Here is a 20,100-nt window from a genome sequence, read left to right on the forward strand (position 1 = left end):
CCGATTCCAGCCTCCTGAGCCGACGAATCATCGGTCACGCAAGATCATCGGTCGACGCGCAGGCTTGAGGCTGCCGTTTCGGCACGTTGAACACGACCGTACATGGGCGTCAATACCGCCGGTAGCCAGGCGTATTCGCCGGCATAGCGCACCTCGGCAATGTAGCTGAGTTCGTGCCGGCCCGGCGGCAGCCAGGTGGCGTAGAAGCGCGAAACTGGCTGGCCGAGCTGGCGCACGAAGAACCAGGGATTGCTGCGGTCCTGGGCGCGTATCCATGGATCGGCAACGGCTTGCAGCGTGGTGTCTATCGGCACCAGCGCGCCGGGCACGGATTCTTCCAGCGACAGCATGTCCAGCGCGCGCGGGCTGTCCAGCAACAGGCGTACCCGCACCCAATCGCCACGTTGCAGCCGCGCTGGCGCCGATACCCATTGCTCACCGCGGCGCACCTCCAGTGTACGCGTCAGGGTCACCCCCATACGCTGCGCCGTGGCCACGCGGGCGTCGATGGTCCGCGTGGCATCCAGACCGATGTACAGATCGGTATCGCTGATCAGGCGCAGGCTGTCGACGCCCGCCATCGCTTCCAGTGGCTGATCCAGCCTCGGCTGCGCGCTGTCCAGCCGCAACATCTGCCGGTTGCGGCCCAGCTGCAGCTCCACGCTGGCCTGCGTGCGCTGGCCTTGCAGCGCACGGGACAGGCGCAAGCCGGCATCAATACACACGGCCAGCGCCAGACTGTCGTTACCGACGGCATCGCCATACTGGCTGGCCACGCCGTCGAACCAGCGCCGCGCCCGCGCCTGTTCGCCGGGCATGTCCGCGATCACTGCCACCAGCGAGCAATGGGCCGCGGCCGAGTGGTCGATGAACGGACCATTCACTTCCTTGCGTGGCTTGACGACGGTTCGGCCCGCCTCCCATTCATCGAGCTGTTGCAGCAAGGCTTTCCGGCGCTCGGGGTCAGGCTGCGCGGCAAGGAATTCCAGCGCCACTGCAACCGCCAGCGGCCGAAACTCGGGCCGCGCCTGCCACCAGCTCGATTCGAGCTGCTCCCGGGGCTGGCCAAGGATGCGCAAGGACCGCAGGTTCATGGCCGCAAGACTCCAGTCCTTGCGCTCGATTGCTCGCTCCGCAGCGACAGCAAGATGGGCCACCATCGCACCTTGGGAACCATCCGGTAGCGCCGCTGCCGATCGTCCCAGTTTGACCAGCCGGGCCGCAATCCAGGCGCTGTAGGCCGGCAGAAAATCGTCGGCATATTCGACCTGCGGGTCGAAATACACCGGCAAGCCATTGCCGTCGAGATGGGCTCCACGCTCGCGCCAGGGCGCGGCGATGAGCTCCTCGTCGACCCAATCCGCCAGATCCGGCCTGCTCTCGCGCAGCAGGGTTGCGGCCAATGCGCGGCTCTGGATCTGCTCGTAGCAACGGTGGGGATAGGCGCTCATGCGCTGCGACCACAGCGACAGCATCGGCACCTCATTCAACCCCATGCGCAGGCGCAGACTATCGCCACCCTGATAGGCCGAGAGGTCGATCGTCTGTGCCTGTCCCGCGGGCAACCACCAGCTGTCGCTGGAACTGCGGATACGCGTGGGCGTAGCCACCAGCGCCGTTGTCAGGGCGGCGTCGCGTGCGTCTCCGGCGCTGGCGGCCGCCAGCAATTGCAGACTGCCGGCCTGAGGCGTGCTGGCGATGAGGTCGACGGCGCCGGTTGCGCGCGCGCCGAGTGGCAGATCGCGCTGCAGCGATTGGCGCAGCGCGGGGCCCAGCCAATGCAGTTCGACCGAGGCCTGCAGCGCCTGATCCTGGCCGTTGTAGATACTGGTGCCGGCCTGCACGCGGTCACCCGCCACCACGACGGATGGCAGGCTCGGACGCACCTCCAGTGCCCGCGCGGACCTGAGTGTCAGCAGCTGGCGCTCGGCCTGGCCGTCGCTGGCGAAGGCGACGGCCTCGGCGCGCCAGGCGGTCAGATTGTCGGGCAAGGCGATCTCGAGGTCGCGAGTCTCGCCCGGCGCCAGTCGCAGTCCGGACTGCCAATGCGCCTGTGCCGCGAACTGCCGTCGCACCACCGGATCGAAACGACGCAGCGCCTCGGCCAGGGATTGCCGAAGTTCCGGCGCGCGACGTCCGGGCTGGCTGGCCGTCGACTGGAAATAGGCGTCATCGGCCATGATCCGCGAACCGGTGACTTCAACCGTTTCCATCTGGTCGGTATCGAAATCCTCGTCGCCGGCTACGACCGGATTCGAATACGGCGACACTTCGAAATCTGTCCACACGCTGCGTTGCTGCAGATGACTGACACTGGTGGCCGTCAGCGGCTCGAAGTTGTCGAGCGCTTCCCGCCATAGGCCATCGCGCGGATCGCGCTCGGCATCAATATCGGTAGCCAACGCGTTCAGGCCGTCATCGACCACGGTCAGAGCCACATCCAGCTCGGTGTTGCCCTGGTTGTGCATCCGCAGCACTTGCCGGCGTCCGGGCTCGAAGGAGTCACCCACGGCGACCAGGGACAATCGATCAACGGCGGCCTCGGCGCGGCCGAGCACGCGAGTGCGCGCCCTCGAGGCCTGCGGATGTGGTGTATCGCGATTCGCCGCTGGCGCCAGCAACAGGCCGAGATCGAAGTTGCCCGCGGGTAGATCGGAGGCATCCAGTTCCCCGCTGATGAGGCCGTCTTTCCAGCGGAGCACGCGCGCCGACACCAGCTTGCCCTGCTCGATGCTGAGCAGCGCGCTGCCACTGCCGGGATGCGCCGCACGGTAGCGCAATCGCTCGCCGTCCCATCGGGCGCTCAGTGCCAGCTGGTCTTGCCCAGGACCTGACCAGCCCCAGGCCCAGTCGTCCAGCGTCACCGGTCGCGCTGCAGCCGCCTGCGCCTCGATGCGCACATTGCGGCCGGCAGGCAACTCGCAGTGGTCCTCGCCATCCGCACGCAGGGTGCATGGCTGCAGGGCGTGCCAGCGGGCGTCTTTCCATTCGGAGATCTGCAGGACCGCGCTGGCGCCACCGCGCGCCTTGCCGGCGCCATCCAGCAGCACCGCGCGAGCCTGTCGCTTGTGCCCGTCGCCTTCGGCCAGTACCCGCACGCCCAAATAATCACGATCGGCGCGCAAGGGCAGTCGGCGCGTCGGTCCATAGGCCGCACCCAGCCCCGGCAACTCGGCGCGGGCTGCGATTTCGAGGATGCCGAAGTCGCAGGCCAGCGAAACCACCGTCCGCGCCTTGGTGCGACCCTCGCCGTCGCTGGAACCCGCCTCGAATTCCACCGAGCGGGCCAGTTCGCGGTCATTGTCGGCGCAATTGTCCGGATGCTCGGCGTCGCTGCTGCCGTTGGCAAAGGTATAGCCCGGCCAATCCGGGAACACTTCATCGGTGAATCCGGGCCGGGTGATGCCATGAGCGCCGACTTGCAATCCGGCAGCGGGACCGCCGCTGAAGTATCTGGCCGAAAAGCTCAGTTCGGTCGACGTGCCGGGCTCGATCTGCATCGGCGCATCCAGCAGATCCACCGCCAGAGTCAGTGGTTCACCGCGACTGATCAGAAAGTTCGAGGTCGATTCGATTTCATCATCGTCGGCGTGGATCTCCCAGACATAGTAGTCGTCGCCGGCGTTGGCTGGCAGCTGCAGCTCTCCGCTGACAATGCCACCGTCGCCGACAGCGAATTCCTGACCAACCGGCGAATCGTAGTAGCTGGATTCCGCACGAACACCGATCTGCAGCGATGCCGGCAGGTCAAGTGCCTGCGCTCCGATTCCATCGCGACGACGCACCCAGGCCTGAAAGCGCACGCGCTCGCCGGGCTTGTAGATCGGCTTGTCGGTCAGCACGAAAGCCCGCAGCTCGCCCTGAGCCCAATTCGCGCCGTAGTAAAAGTCGCCGCTATCTGTCAGTCCTTCCGCGAAGGACAACGGGAAATACACCGTCTGTGCCCCCAAGCGCGCCCGCAACCAGGGCGTGCTGTCGGCCGAGTTCCAGTACCGGCGTTGGGCGAGCACCAGTTCAGCCAGGCCTCTGCTGTCACTCGGCACCGCCTCGACAATCACCTCCAGCTGGCCATCACGGCCTATGCGCACCGCATCCACCTGGGCATCGGGCAAGGGTTTGGCGTCCTGCCAACGCGTCAACCAGACCCAGGTACGCTTGCGGTCGGTGAGCGCATGCACGGCAAAAGGCGCGTGCAGGCGCAAGCCCGCGACCCGGCCCACACCCTCGTTGGCACGCAACCACTCGACGCCGCCGCGACGAGTCAGCGCGACCGGCGGTTTCGGCAGGGCAACACTGATCGGATCAGCGGGTGTTCGCCAGCGCCAGGGGCGCGAACGCTGCTGATGGTGCTCGCCAGCAGCATCCAGCCAGAGTTGCGTCAAGGTGGGACGGCGTACGCCGTTGAGCCACAACACCGGGTTGGATGGCGCCAGCACCACCGACGGATCCATCGTCATGCGCGGCTTGCGCTGGCCGGTCTGGAGCGTCAGCTCGGATTGCTGCGTGGCGGGTTTGCCCCGACTGTCGCGCAGCGCCGGCAGCACCACGCGGTAACTCTGACTGGATTTCAGATCGTTCAGATTCAACTGAAACTGGATCGGACCGTAGCCCCCGCCCCAAACGCGGTCCAACTCACCGTTGATCTGAAAGCCCGCAGTCTTCAAGGCATCGATTGCCGCCGACAAGCTGGCCTCATCGGGTTGACCGTGGAAGCGCACTGCCGCGCCCTTGCCGGGATCACACGGGGGCTGTCGCTGTTCCCACATCGAGGTCCCACAGTTCAATTCGAGATAAAGTGCATCCGGCATCTCGATGGCGATCGGATCGCCATCGCCAAGGCCGGGCAGAGGTCCTTCCAGACTGCGCACACCGGCGTCGACAGCCAACTCGTAGCGCGCACCCGCCTGCAGCGAATCCAGATGCAACTCGAACAGCCGCTGCTCATTGTCGCTGCCGCGTTCGTAGTCCTGAAGCAGTTCTTCTGGCAACGGCGATACCGTGACCGCGCCGATGCCAGCATCACCCTCAGGGCGAATACGCAGTGCCGATTGCAGGCTCTGAGCGTCGATCGGCTGGTCGGCTCTGGCAACCAGGCGAGGCTCGATGCCGGCCCATCGTGTCTCCAGACGAATCTCCGGGGCGCCGGTATCCGCCTCCAGCGCCAGCTCCGCCAGACGCTCACCGTTACGGTCGTACAAAGGTGCCGTCAACTCGACCCGGAAAGGTGTGGCCGCCGGCACTTCGGCTCTGGGGGCAATGCAGTGGATCTCGGAAAGATCGCTGATCCAGCATTCCCAGGGCCAGGCTGGCGTGGTCCGGATCAAGCTGCCATCGCTGCTCCTGCCGCTGGCATAGGGCTGAACTTCCCGCCCCAGATCGAGCTCAAGGCGGATGCTCCCCTCATCGCGCTGCACGTTGACCGTGGGCGTGTCGCCCGCTGCAATCAGTGCCGACGCCGTCAGCAGGAGAATCGGGGTCATCTTGGTGAACTCCGCTGAGCCATCTGGCGAGGCTGCCCGCTAACGCGGCGCCAATCAAGGCGTGTGCTGCCAGCCTGCGATTTGACCATGGCTGCGCAGCGGAATTCGCCGTCCGCCCTGCGAAGCGCCCCATCGGATGTGTGCGACTACCCCCAAGCTGCCGGCAAATTGCCAGCGGCTGAATGCGGCATTCCGGCACTCAGCGCCTTCAGAATGGCGTGGACCGTAAAGGCCGCTGATCGATGACGCTACGTTACGCCCTGCGATCTCTGAAACGCACCCCGGGCTTCACCGTCATGGTGATCCTCAGCCTGTTTCTGGGCCTGGCCTCGGTGGGCGCAATGTTCGCCGTCGTCCATGGCGTGCTGCTGGCGCCATTGCCCTACGGCGAACCCGATCGCCTGGTCAGCGTCGGCCTGCAGACCTCGGAGCAGCTCGGCATCCCGCAACCGCCAGCACTCTATTTCACCTACCAGCAGTCGGCGCAGACTCTGGATGACCTCGCCCTGTACCGCACTGGCAGCAGCAACGTCTGGAGCGAAGGGGTCGACGATGTCGCCGAGAGCGTCGTCGCCACCTGGGTCACGGCATCGATGATGCCTCTGCTGCAGGTTGCACCCATTCTGGGGCGCTCGTTTTCAGCCGAGGAACAGCTGCGGAGTGGGCCCGATGCGGTCATCCTGAGCGAGTCCGAGTGGCGTCATCGCTACCATGCGGCACCCGACATCATCGGCAGGACCTTGACGGTCAACAGCGTGAGGCGCCAGATCGTCGGGGTGATGCCGGCACGCTTTTCCTTCCCCACGGCAGACACGCGAATCTGGCTTCCGGTCAAGTTCAGCGACAGCAGCAGCGTCGGCGACTTCTCTTTCAGCGCCGTGGCCCGCCTTGCCCCCGGCGCCAGCGCCGAGCAGGCCCAGCGCGAACTGGCCACACTCCTGCCGAGAATGGCGGAGAACTACCCGACCCTGGATTCCGGCCAGTCGACAGCCGCCTGGCTGACCGACCTGAAACCTTCACCGATGGTCGTTCCGCTGCTGGAAAAGGTCACGCAGCCGATTGCCCGCACGCTGTGGATGCTGGCAGCAGCCGCGGGGCTGGTGCTGCTGGTCGCCTGGGCCAATGCGGCCAATTTGATGCTGATCCGCGCCGATGGTCGCCAGCAGGAGCTGGGCATACGCGCGGCCCTCGGCGCCGGCCGGCTGCGCATCGCCAGTCATTTTCTCGGCGAATCGCTGATTCTGGGCACGTTCGCCGGCTTGCTTGCGGTGATTGCGAGCTTTGCTGCGGTGCGCGCACTCGTGGCCTTCGGGCCCGCGGATGTTCCTCGATTGGCCGAGTTGGGCCTGGGGCTGCCGACCATCGCCTTTATCGCGTTGGCGACCCTGGTTGGCGTGCTCATCTGCGCCGCGCTCCCGACCCTTCGACTGGGCGGCGGTGTCTTGTCCAGTCAATTGCAGGATGGCGGGCGGGGGACATCCACCGGAAAAGCCCGGCAGCGACTGCGCGCCGCCATCACGGTGCTGCAGATCGCCCTCGCGCTGATGGTGTCGGTCGGATCGGCCCTGCTGTTGCGCACCGCTCATCAGTTGGCTCAGGTGCATCCAGGCTTCGACAGCAACGAGGTCATCACCATCCGCACGCAGTTGCCTTACGCGCGCTATGACGAAGCGGCTGGTCTGGTCTTCTACTCGCAGTTGGTCGAGCGGGTTCGCCAGCTGCCCATGGTCCGCTCCGCCGCGCTGGCGAAGCAGGTACCGCTCGGCAGCGGCTGGATCCTGGATCGGGCCTTCGTGATCGAAGGCGAGCGCCGCTCCCTGCCCCTGAATGTGGTCGACGACGGCTATTTCGCGACGATGAAGATTCCGCTGCTGGCGGGCAAGGACTTCGGGCGTCCTGCGCTGGAGCCCAGCGAGGACATCATCCTCAGCCAGACCGCAGCCGCGACCCTGTTCGGCGATGCCAGCGGGTCCGCGGCGGTCGGAAAACGCATGACGCTTGCACCATCCGGCCCGAGCTACACCGTCATCGGGGTCGTCGGTGACGTGCGCGACCGCGATCTGACCCAGGAGCCGACCGCTCTGGTCTACCGACCGCCGGTGGTAGCCGGCGATGCCAGTCTGGAAGCGGGTGCACCACGGAACATGGCTCTGATCGTCAGGGCCGGTGGACCCTTCGATACTGTCGTACCTGCCATCCGGCAGATCCTGCGCGAGATGGATCCGAGCGTACCCGTCTTCGCGGTCGAGACCCTGCGCGAAACGCTCAGGGCATCTACCGCGCGTCTGACGCTGATGCTCACGTTGATGACCAGCGCCGCCATCGTCGTCCTGCTGCTGGGTGCCATCGGGCTCTACGGCGTGATGGCCTACATGGTCGCCCTGCGCACCCGCGAGTTCGGCGTTCGGCTGACGCTGGGCGCCGACCCCAGGCAGGTCGCTTGGTGGGTCGCGCGCCAGGGGTTGGTGCTGACGCTGGGCGGGGTGCTGATGGGCTTCGTGCTTTACGCGGTGGCTGCGCCGGTGTTGCGCGCCTATCTCTACGGTGTCACCGCCACGGATCCGACGGCGCTGCTGGCGGCGACTCTGACCTTGCTCGGCACCGCTGCGTTGGCGAGCTGGCTGCCGGCCAGACGGGCCGGGCGCGTTGACCCTGTCGAAGCACTTCGAGCCGAGTAGGACCGATAGAGCGGCTGCGTCGGCGCGGCCGAGGCCTTGCGGGCGGAGTAGCGTGCCTACCCGGAAGCCGAAGGGCGCACCGGCAGCCAGCCCCCGGCGACGACTGGCCTGAGGTCAGGCCCCGCTTGCCCGCGGAATACTCAGGGTCCACGCATACAGGTGCACCGGTGCTGCTGGCGCGATGGGCTCGTCCGGCAACAGCACGCTGGCCAGTCCCTCGCCTGGGCTCAGCCTGTCCGGGCCGTCCACGGGCAATCGCAATTGCACTCGCGCGCGCTCGAATGCAGCGGCATCGCCGGCCCAATACAGCGCGGCCTCATAGCCCCAGTCGGCAAAGTGCGGAAAGCGATGGACGCGCTCGGGCCGACCCAGCTGGGCCAGCAAGGCATTGATCGCGACCAGCACCGAATCGGCATCCATCCAGCTGGATTTCGGATAGACGACGAAACGCTGCCGCTGATCGCCGCAGCGAAAATGCACCTGCTGGCGGCTGCCTTCGGTGCTCATCAACGGCACGCCTTCGAGCAGCGCGAAGTTCTCGCCGTAGCCGCTGCCCGGCTGGCGGGCCAAGTCCGCTGCGTTCGGGGAAATCTCGGTGAAAGTCATGGACCCGGATTGCCGCAGCTCCTCGATCGGCAAAGGCGGGACCACCAGCTTGGCCAGATCCCCGAACAGGCGGTCGTGGGCGTGCTCGTAGCCGCTATCGACCAGGATCTGCTGGTGCCAGGGCCGGCCGCCCAGACTGCACAGCTCGATCAAGGGGTGCTCGTACTCGGTGTCGAGTGTGTCCAGCGCCGCCAGCTGATCCTCGCTCACGGGCGCGATCAGGCCTTCAGCGTGCAACACCGCTGCCACACGCTTGAGGTCGATGCCGGCGCGGGCCCAATGGGCCGCCATGGCCTCCCAGGGCGGCAATGCGTCCAGATCCAGGCGCTGCAGTTCGCCAAAACGCGCCAGTTGCTGCATCAGTCTGGAGCGCAGCTCGCGGTTGTCCGGCTGGGTCGGGCCAAGGCGCTCCAGTGCGGTGTGCAGGGCATCACGCACCTGCGACTCATGGCGCGCCCGGTGCGCAGGCTGGCCCAGATTGCGCAATACGGCTTCGCTGGCATTCGGTGCCCGCCCGACCTGCGCCAGCAGCCCGGGCAAGGCGCCAATCAAGGCCTCGCCCAGGGCGCTGCTCTGCAGCCGATCGTCGGCGCGATTCTCCAGCAGGTAGATCAGGGCCGCGGCCCAGGCCGGACAGGACAAGCCAGCCAGGAACTCGTCAGTGCTGATCAGTTGGCGCTGGTCCAACGCCTCCAGCAATTGGCTATCGGCGCGCATGGGCGCGTCGTTGGCGAACAGGTCCCGGATCACCTCGGCCCGCTCCGGCGGTGCCGCGCCGAGCAGATCCTGTGCCGCACACAGGGCGCTGGCTCGCAGGACGGCGAGCAGGCGGCCATCGACCAGCATCGAGCGCAACAGGGCTTCGGCGCCGGGTGGCCTGCAGATGGCGATCGCGGCCAGCAGGGGCTCGGCCGGCGGTCGGTTCTGCGACTTCGGCCAGAGCCGCTCATTGACCTGATCCGAGGCCAGCGCGTCCTTGATGATGTCGACGCAGGCAGTGCCCAGACGCTGCTTCAGATCCGGCCTCAGGCAGCGCCGCGCCCAGCTCCCCAGCAGATGAGAGAGCGTGGTCAAGCGACCGGCTTCCTTCTGGGTTTCGTCGACCGCGGGCGCCATCAGCTGGGTGCGCAGTGCCTCGACCAGGCCATCGTCCCGATCGTGCTGGGCAAAGGCTTCAATGACCTGCTCCGCGACCTTCAGCTTCGGATGGTCGAACAGAGTGCACAGATGCGGGGCGGCCAGATCGAAGGCGTGCTCGATGCAATAGCGCCGCGCCCAGTCGGCCCCGGGCAGCTCCGGTGCTCGCAGCGCCGGTACCAGCGCCTGCACCAGATCGGCAATCGTCAACGCCAGGCCCTGAAAGCGACCGTCGGCCCCGAGCACGAACTGCCGATTGCGGCGCAATTCGTCGAGCACGAACACCCGCGCCTCATCGTCCTGCATCGCATCCATCAGGGTCGGCAGGCCTTCGTGTCGCCCCAGCCACAGCACCACCAGACTGACGAAAGCGCGCTTGGTGGCCGAATCCTGTTTGCCGATGGCGGCGACCAGGCGGTCGCTCAGCTCTCCGGGATCGCCGTCGTAGCGGGGCAAGAGATCGCGCACGCCGTGGGTGGGGCGCTTGAAGAAATCCTGGAACAGTTCATCGCGGCTGATGCGCGGCGGCGGCTCGGCACCGGTGTGGGTATGGGTGTTCATGGCAAGTCTTCCTGGTCAGCGGCGAATCAGCGAGAACAGGCGGCTGAGCACTCCGCCACCGTTGGACTTGCTCATGGCCCTGGAATAGGTGTTGAGCAGATCGAGGGCTTCGACCTCCCCCTGGTCGGCCGCCCGCCGCAGCCAGATCCGTGCCTGCGCGTACGCTTCGGCGCGCAGATGGAATTTGCCCAGGTTGAGCTGGCCGATGGCCACGCCACGCTGGGCAATACGCGTCAGCAGTTGCAGCTCGCGCGCGGTGTCCACCGGCACACCCAGGCCCTCACCGTAGATCAAGGCCAGATTGTTGATGGCCAGCGGGTGGCCCTCACCGATCTTCGCCGCCGCTTCCCAGCATTCGCGTGCCTTCGTCAGATCGCGGGCCAGCCCTCGACGTCCGTGAAAATGCAGCAGCCCCTCCTCGTACAGCTGGGTCGCCGGATCCGGCCACGCATCGGCCTCACGCTGGCGCTCGGCTTCCTTGACCAGTTCGCGGTGTGCAGCCCGCGGATCGAAGCGGAAACCGTGCCGCCGCTCGCCGGCGGCTAGCCAGTCCTCGCGCAGCGCTTCCGGCCACAGCGACTGCGGCAAGGGCAACACCGCACCAGGACAGCGCTCGTCAATCAATACCGGCAGGGTCGCCATGCTGAGCATGCCGTCGGGCAGCTGCAACTGGTCGAAACTGGTGGTCGACACCTTGAGCGGATAAGGCAGGACCGACGACGACACGTCCTCGCCAAACACCCGCGTGGTCTCGGCGCGCAGATGTCGGGCATAACGTGCCAGATCCGGATCCGTGGGTTCGCCGGACTTCTGCTGCGCCAGCAGGCGGGCAACTTCATGGAGCTGTCGGCCATCGGCGCGCCCGGCCGGGTCGTAGACCACATCGCCAGGTGCCGCAAAGATGAACTTGGGCTTGAACAGATCGTTGTTGGCCTGCACCACCGCCGCCCAGACTACCCGCCGCCCGCGCAGCAGCGTCTCGGCGTTGGCGTACAGATAGCCCAGCGGGTCATCGTGGAAAGACACCCAAACCGGTGTCCTCGGAATCAAGGCCTGGAGCTCATGCTCCTCCAGCCGGGGCATCTGGCCCGACAGCCCGATCGGCCAACCAGGGTCCGGCAGGGCCGGGAGCGGCTCATCGGATCGGAGCTGCGTGGCGTGCCCGGCCACCAGGCCGGCAGCCAACGCTGCCAGGCTGGCATCCCCGGTGTTGGCAAACAAGCGATCGATGATCGGCTCCAGCGGCGCAAACCACTCGCCATCGGTCCCGGCACCGGCGTAGTGGCACACGGCGCTGGCCCGAAAGCCGCGCAACAGGCGCAGGGGGTCCTCATCGCGCATGACCTCGGCGGCGGCATCGTGCCATTCGGGATGTCGCCCGAGAGCACGGGCAACAACTTCACCCGCATAGAAGGCCAACAGGTGCAGCGTGTTCTGCAGCCCGCGATCGGCCAGGAGCTGGTCGAAGGAAAAAGGACTGCTGGTACGGGCGCCCGTCAGCCAACCATCGATGCGCGCCAGACTGGCCAGCGAATAGTCCAGCCCAAGTGCCTGCAGCTGATCCCGTCGGGCCAGACCATCGGTGATCGCCAGATCGTTCTCCCAGGCTCGCAGGTAGCACAATGCCGTCAGATTCAGGGTCACGAAGAATTTGTCACAATTGTCAATTCGGCGCGGAGTCTCCCATAGCTGCGCGTGGAAATTCCAATCCAGCGCGCCCGAACTCGGCCGCGGTCTGCCGTTGGTGGCGTAGGAGTTGCCGGGCCACCAAAGTTCGATAGGCACACCCATCGAGTCTTCCAGGCGGGCGCCGGCGAGGCGCCAGACCAGCTATCCTCCGAACAATCTGGGTGAGCTGCCTCGCGGAAAGCGTCTGCGAAGGTCAGCGTCGCGGTCACGAAACTTGTCCCCCTTGCCTTCCAAACCTGCCATGGCACCTGGATGAAACTGTCGCTCAGCCTGCTCTTGCTGGTCTCTCCCATCGCCACCGCAGAGGTGCTGACGGTGGTCGACATCTCGCATGCGCAGGCGGCGCAGGTTGAGCGTCTGAAGCAGATTCCGGGCGATGGCTGGTGGCTGGAGATGGGCCTGCAGATGGTGATCATCGGGCCGACGGATGCGCTGGCCCGCGAACTCGGCTCGCTCACCGTCCTCTCCCGTTTCGACGAGGTCGATCCAGCGGATCTGATGCTGCGCGCCCGTGGCTGCAGCGAGCATTCACCGGAAGCCGGGAGGCTGCTCGCCAGCGGCGGTCGCTGGGAGCTGCGCGAGGTGCCCGCCGAGCAGCGGCAATCGCTGCCACTGGCGGATTCACACGCCTGGCAGCCGGTGCAGCCAAACACCGTTCTGGCTCGGCAATACCGCCTGGATTCACAGGGATTCAGAGGCGCGGCCAACCCCGAAGTGCAACAGGTGGTCGATCGCATTGATGCCGCGCGCTGGTTCAGCGATGTGCAGACCCTGGCGGGCTGGGATCGATCGAGCTACGGTACGACCTCGCTGGATGCCGCGCGCGACTGGATCCGTGACCGCTTCACGGCGCTCGGGCTCGGCGACGGATTGCAGGCCTTCACCATGAACGGCGCCGGCGGCGGAACGATCACGCGCTACAACGTCACCGGCGCCTGGATCGGCAGCAGTCAACCGGATCGCTGGCTGATCGTCGGTGCGCATTACGATTCGCGCAACAGCAGCTCCACCTCGACGGTCAACACCCCGGGCGCCGAGGACAATGCCAGCGGCTGTGCCGGGGTCATTGAAATGGCGCGGGCGCTGCTGCCCTCGCAGCCCGCCCGCAGCATCCTGTTCATGTGCTACGCCGGCGAGGAACAGGGACTGCGCGGCAGCGCCGCCCATGTGCAGTCGCTGATTCAGGCCGGACTGCTGACCAGCGTCGATGCGGTGGTGATCATGGACATGATCGGTTACAGCGCCGACGCCAATCTGGAAGCCCTGTACGAGACCTCCGCCAGCCACAGTGCCTACCTGACCCAGATCGGCGCCGCAGCCGCCACCTATGTGCCGGAGCTGGCGGTGATCACCAGTACCAATCCTTTCGGTTCCGACCACGTGCCCTATCTCAACGCCGGCGCGCGGGCGGTGCTGGCGATCGAGAACGACTGGGATATCTACCCGCACTACCACCGCAGCACTGACACACCCGCCAACATGGGCCCTAACGCATTGACCATGGGCGCGGCGATCCTGAAGACCAATGTGGCCGTCGTGGCCGAGATTGCCGGCTTGGCGAGCGCTGCGACACCGCTGTTTGCGGACGGCTTCGAAGGGCTCTGATTCACCCCATTCTGATCCGGTGATCCGTCATCACTGGTCCAGCGCCTTGAGTTCCTCCGCGCTGACCGGGCGACCGATCTGCAGTTTCAGAAAACCAGTGACCGGGCTGGTGACAACAGCAGTGTCCGCATTCGTGTTGAGCCCCAACGCCTGATCGCTCAACTCGACCAGCAGCCGGGCTACACTGCCCCCTGCACTGACGTGGAGCCGGACGCATGATCCCTAGACCCATGGGCTGGATGCGGCAGATCCTGATCATCGGCCTCGTTGCCAGCCTTTGCGACAGCAGCCAGGGACAGAGCATGAGTCAGCCAAGCGATACGGGCAGCAGCCATCTGGGCATTCCCGCCGATCTGCAGCATCTGGACGGCTTCCCCGGCAGCGTCCGCGATGGCCAGCCGCCGGAACAGTCGTATCAACGACCGCCGCTGGCCGACGCCCAACCACTGCCGGACGCCACGGCGCGGGCCTTGCTGGACCGTTTGCAGCCCTTGCAGGCCGAAGCCGACGACCGCAAGGATTTTGCGTTGCGCGCCGGCAGCCAGCCGCCGCCGCGCACCGGTGTGACGGTACAGGATCCTTTCCCGCCGGCCGAGCAGCGCGAGCGACCGCAGGCGGCCGCCCCCCAGGGGCCCTTCGAGGTGCTGCGCTACGGTCCCGAAGGCGAAGTCGGCATCGCCGGCCAGGTCAGCATTAGTTTCGATAGACCCATGATCGCGGTGACCAGCCAGGACGACAGTGTCGCCACCGGCGTGCCGTTGAAGATGCTGCCCGCGGTACCCGGACAGTGGCGCTGGGTGGGTACGCGCACGCTGCTGTTCGAACCCGAGGCCGCGCGCCTGCCGATGGCGACTGAGTTCCGCCTGCAGCTGGACCCGGCCGCGCGCGCCGCCGATGGCAGCCCCCCGGCCGCAGCAACGGCCTGGCAGTTCAGCACGCCCGCGCCGGTACTGCAGAGCCAGTTTCCGAATGGTCCTGGCGTGCGCCTGCAGCCCTTGATCGGGCTCAGATTCGATCAGCGCATTGACCCGGCGACGATGCTGCCCTTCCTTCGGCTGGAGTTGGCCAAAGGCAAGCCCGGACCGCGTTTGCGCCTGGCGAAGGAGACCGAGATCAAGGCCGAAGGCGCCTTGCCCGCACAGTGGCAGAGTCAGGATCAGCAGCGCACGCTGGTGGTGATACCGGAAGCGCCACTGCCGACCGCCACCCAGGTCAAGGTGGTACTGGCCGCGGGCGCGCCGTCGGCCGAGGGGCCGCGCCTCACCGGCGCGGAACAGGCGTTCAGCTTCACCACCTTCGGCGCCTTCACGGTGGTCGAGCATCGCTGTGGCTGGCGTGGCGACTGCGGTCCCAACGACAACTTCAGCCTGCGCCTGAGCAATGCGCTGGCCGAAGACCAGGACCTCGAGGCACTGGTCCGGGTCAAGCCGACCTTTGACGGCGCCACCATTCGCGGCACTGGCAACTTCATCAGCATCGACGGCTACAAACCCGGCTTGCGCAGCTATCAGGTGGAACTGGCCGCGCAACTGCGCGATGTACACGGACAGTCGCTCAGCGGCGAGCGCCGGTTCGAGTTCAAGGTCGGCGCCAGCCCGGCCGTGCTGCTGGCCCCGGGCGATGGCCTGATCACGGTGGATCCTCAGGGACCGCCGCGTTTCGTCTTCCACTCGATCAACCTCAGCCAGATCAGCTTGCGCGTGTTCAAGGTGCAGCCGGGCGACTGGCCTGCCTATCTGCAATCGGCTGATCGCGAATGGAAGAACGACCGGCAGCAGCCGCGGCGCCTGCCCGGACAGCTGCTGGCGGAGCAGACCCTGGACATCGACGCCACGATGGAAACCCTGACCGCGACCACGCTGGAGTTGCAGCCCTGGCTGAAGTCGGCGCATGGCCATCTGGTGGTTGAACTCACGCCCGCCAAGGCCCTCGGAGAAGCGCGCCTGTCCGACTACAGTCCCGGCACTGCCGTGTGGCTGCAGGTGACTGGGATCGGCCTCGATGCAGTCCTCGACAACCGACAGCTGCGCGCCTGGGCGACCCGGCTCAGCGACGGCCAGCCCCTGCCGGGCGTCAGCCTGCGTCTGCTGCCGACCACAAACCAGGCCGATACCGACGCCGCCGGACTGGCCAGACTGGACTTGCCGGAGCGGCAGACCCAGGGCCAGCCGGACAGCGCCCGCCTGGAAGCTCGCCTCGGCGAGGATCTGTCCTTCCTGCCCGAGAACCCGAACTACCGCGGCTGGGGTGACTGGCAGCAGCGCCCCAGCCAGGATCAATGGCGCTGGCATGTGTTCGACGACCGCGGCCTGTACAAGCCGGGCGAGGAAGTCCATCTCAAGGGCTGGCTACGCCAGATCGAGAATCGCCCCGATGGCGGCCTCGGCCTGCCCAAGGCCGGCGGCCTGGTGCGCTACAGCGTGTTCGACTCGCGCGGCAACACCCTGACCGAAGGCGATTCCAAGCTCGGCGCCCTGGGCGGTTTTGCGCTCGATTTCAAGCTGCCGGGCACGCCCAACCTGGGCAGCGCCCGCGTCCGTCTGCAACTGCAGGACGGCGACGGACTGGACGGCGCCGAGTTCCAGCACGCCTTCCAGATTCAGGAATTCCGCACGCCGGAATTCGCCGTCGACACCCAGTTCATCGAGGCCACGGTGTTTGCCGGCGAGCTGCTGCAGGCGCGGACTTCAGCGCAGTATTACGCGGGCGGCGCCCTGCCCGGCGCCCCGGTATCCTGGACCGTCAACGCCGCCATCGCCAACTACAACCCGCCCAATCAGAGCGACTACAGCTTCGGCATCCAGAGCCTGTGGTGGCGCCAGAGCCCGGAGACGGGCCCCAGCACCAGCATCCAGTTCAGCGGACAGACCGATGCCAGTGGCCACCACGATCTGGCCATCGTGCTGGATCGCTACCAGCTGCCGCGACCGCTGACCATCACCGCCGAAAGCAACGTGCAGGACGTCAATCGCCAGACCTGGACGGCGCATGCCAATACGCTGGTGCATCCGGCCGCCGTCTACGTGGGCATGAAGACCGATGGCTATTTCGTCGAACGTGGCCAGCCGCTGCGTCTGGACCTGATCGTGGTCGACCTCGAAGGCAAGGCCGTGGGCGACCGCCCGGTCACGGTCGAAACTGGTCGCGTGGATTGGCTCTACAAGGCCGGTGAGTATCAGGAAGTGCTGCGAGATCCGCAGCGCTGCGAGCTGCGCAGCGACGCTCAGGGACTGGCGCAGTGCCAGCTGGACACCACCCAGGGCGGCCAGTACCGGATCACGGCCGTCACCACCGATGCCGCCGGCCGGCACAACGTCAGCCAGATCCTGCGCTGGGTCAGTGGCGGCCAGAGGCCACCGGTAGACAACGTCGATCTGGAGGAACTGCAGTTCATCCCGGACCGGGATCAATACGCCCCAGGCGACACCGCACGGATCCTGGTGCAGGCGCCCTTCACCGATGGCTACGGCCTGCTCACGCTCGGCCGCCACGGCGTGCTCGAACAGCGCCAGTTCAAGCTGGAAGGCAGCAGTCACACGCTGGAGATTCCGATCAAGAGCGAGTGGCTGCCGAATGTGGAGCTGTCGGTGATGGTGGTCGGCAACAGCCCGCGCGCCGGCGATGAAACCGCCAAGTCTCCACCACGCCCGGCACAGGCCGTCGGCGATCTCATGCTCAAGCTGTCGACCGCCGAACGACGTCTCGATGTGGACGTACAACCGGCGCAATCGGCGCTGGCGCCCGGGGCACAGACGCGCGTGTCATTGACGGTGCGTGGTGCGGACCGCAAGCCCGTGGCCGACGCCGAAATCGCCCTGGTGGTGGTCGACGAAGCGATACTCGCGATGGGCGGCTATGAGCTGGCCGATCCAATGGATCTGTTCTATCAGCTCCGGGATGCCGGCCTGCGCGCCTATCACTTGCGCCCGACCGTGCGTCTGGCCAGCGACGCGTCTGCGGCGCCCGAGGAAGCGCCGCCGGAGGTAGCGATGGCGGTGGCGGACGCAGCACCGATGATGCGCTCAATGGCCGCACCGATGGCGCCACCTCCACCTCCGCCACCTTCGCCCGCGCCCCCGGGAGGCGGCAGCGACAGCAGCCCGATCGCCATCCGCAGCGATTTCAATCCGCTGGCGGTGTTCGTGCCCGCACTGCAGACCGATGGGCGCGGCCAGGTCAGCGCCGAGTTCAAGTTGCCGGACAATCTCACCCGTTACCGGATCATGGCAGTGGCCGTGTCTGGCGCCAGCCATTTTGGCATCGGCGAATCGCAACTGACGGCACGGTTGCCGCTGATGCTGCGGCCGAGTCCGCCGCGCTTCCTCAACTTCGGTGACCGCTTCGAGTTCCCGGTGGTCCTGCAGAACCAGACCGACGCGCCGCTGTCGGTGCAACTGGCACTGGACGCGCGCAATCTCAAGTCCAGCGGCGCCCTCGGCTATTCGGTTTCGGTGCCCGCCAACGATCGGGTCGAAGTGCGCTTCCCGATGGCCGCCGACGAGGCCGGCACCGCTCGTTACCAGATCGCCGCCGCCACCCAGGGCTTCGCCGACGCCGCCAGCGGCCAATTGCCGGTGTGGACGCCCGCCACCACCGAGGCCTTCGCCACCTACGGCGTCATCGACCAGGGCTCCACCCAACAACCCATTGCCCTGCCCGGTGCGGTGTGGCCGCAGTTCGGCGGACTCTCGGTCACGACCACGTCCACGGCTCTGCAATCACTGACCGATGCCTATCTGTATCTGCATCAATATCCCTTCGAGTGCAGCGAGCAACTCGCTTCGCGGGTGATTGCCACCACCGCGCTGCGTGATCTGCTGCAGGCCTTCGAGATCAAGGATCTGGCCACGCCCGAGGCGATCGAGCAGTCCGTGCTGGCCGATCTCAAGCTGCTGGAATCCCGGCAGAACCCCGATGGCAGTTTCGCCTTCTGGCGTGCCGGCCAGGAAACCTGGCCGTACATCAGCCTGCACGCCACCCATGCGCTGATCCGCGCCCGGGACAAGGGTTATCTCGGCTCGCCGCAAGCTCTGCAACGGGCTCTGGCGCACATCCGTCAGATTGAGCAGCATATCCCGAGCTATTACGGAGACAGCGCCCGCCGCCACATCATCGCCTACGGCCTGTACGTGCGCGCCCTCGATGGCGATCGCGACCCGGCGCGCGCGCGCCGTCTGATCGCCGAGGCCGGCAGTCTCGACGCGCTCAACTTCGAGTCACTCGGCTGGCTATTGGGCGTGATGTCCAGCGATCCGGCCTCGACTGCCGAAGTCGCGCAGATCCGCCGTTTCCTGCTGAACCGCACCACCGAGACCGCCGCCCATGCCAGCTTCGCCAGCAGCTACAGCGACGGCGAGCACCTGATCCTGCACTCGGACCGGCGCGCCGATGCGGTGATCCTGGAGGCAATGATCGGCGACCAACCCGACTCCGACCTGATTCCCAAACTGGTGTCCGGGCTGCAGGCGCATCGGGTGCAGGGGCGCTGGGCCAACACCCAGGACAATGTCTTCGTGCTGCTGGCGCTGGATCGCTACTTCCAGACCTTCGAGTCGGTCACGCCTGACTTCGTCGCCCGCACCTGGCTCGGCAATGATTTTGCCGGCGAGCACGCCTTCCGCGGTCGCAGCACCGAACGCCACCAGATCGACGTGCCCATGCAGTGGCTGTCCGAGCACAGCCCGCTCGGGCCGCTGCTGATCGCCAAGGACGGCCCCGGTCGCTTGTATTACCGCATCGGCATGGACTACGCCCCGCGCTCGCTGCAGCTGGACGCCGCCCAGCATGGCTTTGAAGTGGAACGCCGCTATGAAGCCATCGACAACCCTGCCGACGTGCAGCGCCTGGCCGACGGCAGCTGGCAGATCCGTGCCGGCGCCCGAATCGCCGTCGAACTGACCATGGTCGCCACCGCCAACCGCTACCACGTGGCCCTGGTGGACCCGCTGCCGGCAGGCCTCGAAGTCATCAATCCAGACCTCACGCCCAGTGCCACCCCACCCGGAAACCCAGGACCGTTTGAACGCGGCGGCCGCGCCGCCAGCTGGTGGTGGGGCCCCTGGTACCAACACCAGAACCTGCGCGACAACCGGGTCGAAGCCTTCACCGCCCTGCTCTACGGCGGCGTCTACCGCTACCGCTACGAAGCCCGCGCGACCACCCCCGGCGAGTTCGTGGTGCCGCCCGCCAAGGCCGAGGAGATGTACCAGCCGGAGACCTTCGGCAGGAGCGCGTCGGATCGGGTGGTGGTCCAGTGAAACGAAGCGCGAGCGATGCACGGATTGGGGCCAGACAACGGGCCCCCTTGTTCCGAGCCGCGCATGTCATCCCGACGCTGCGCAGGG

The 20,100-nt window shown here is 66.7% G+C and carries 6 protein-coding genes; 3 read left to right on the forward strand and 3 right to left on the reverse strand.

Annotated features, from left to right (window positions below; all coding sequences use genetic code 11):
- Window positions 1–44: 44 nt before the first annotated feature.
- The gene (locus H7A19_14195; GenBank protein ID MCP5475980.1) at window positions 45–5,480 is read right to left on the reverse strand and encodes a hypothetical protein; all 5,436 of its coding nucleotides are present in this window, start codon (window positions 5,478–5,480) and stop codon (window positions 45–47) included.
- A gap of 242 nt (window positions 5,481–5,722) precedes the next feature.
- Between H7A19_14195 and H7A19_14200 the strand changes: the two genes are divergently transcribed.
- Window positions 5,723–8,158, forward strand: a complete 2,436-nt coding sequence (locus H7A19_14200) for an ABC transporter permease (protein MCP5475981.1) — start codon at window positions 5,723–5,725, stop codon at window positions 8,156–8,158.
- Between the two features lie 114 nt (window positions 8,159–8,272).
- On the opposite strand, the gene H7A19_14205 is transcribed toward H7A19_14200, so the two are convergent.
- Complete coding sequence (locus H7A19_14205; protein MCP5475982.1) at window positions 8,273–10,462, reverse strand: hypothetical protein; 2,190 nt, start codon at window positions 10,460–10,462, stop codon at window positions 8,273–8,275.
- 15 nt (window positions 10,463–10,477) lie between these two features.
- On the reverse strand, window positions 10,478–12,253 hold the full coding sequence (locus tag H7A19_14210; protein MCP5475983.1) for a sel1 repeat family protein: 1,776 nt from the start codon (window positions 12,251–12,253) through the stop codon (window positions 10,478–10,480).
- A 150-nt stretch (window positions 12,254–12,403) separates the two neighbouring features.
- Here H7A19_14210 and H7A19_14215 point away from each other — a divergent pair, with 150 nt between their 5' ends.
- Both H7A19_14215 and H7A19_14220 read left to right on the forward strand, forming a co-directional pair.
- Window positions 12,404–13,756, forward strand: coding sequence for a Zn-dependent exopeptidase M28 (locus H7A19_14215; protein ID MCP5475984.1), 1,353 nt, complete (start codon window positions 12,404–12,406; stop codon window positions 13,754–13,756).
- 215 nt (window positions 13,757–13,971) lie between these two features.
- Window positions 13,972–20,013 carry a hypothetical protein gene (locus tag H7A19_14220; GenBank protein MCP5475985.1) on the forward strand — a complete coding sequence of 2,014 codons (6,042 nt, stop codon included), beginning with the start codon at window positions 13,972–13,974 and terminating at the stop codon, window positions 20,011–20,013.
- Window positions 20,014–20,100 lie beyond the last annotated feature (87 nt).

This window comes from Rhodanobacteraceae bacterium (genome assembly GCA_024234055.1).
Taxonomy (GTDB): domain Bacteria; phylum Pseudomonadota; class Gammaproteobacteria; order Xanthomonadales; family SZUA-5; genus JADKFD01.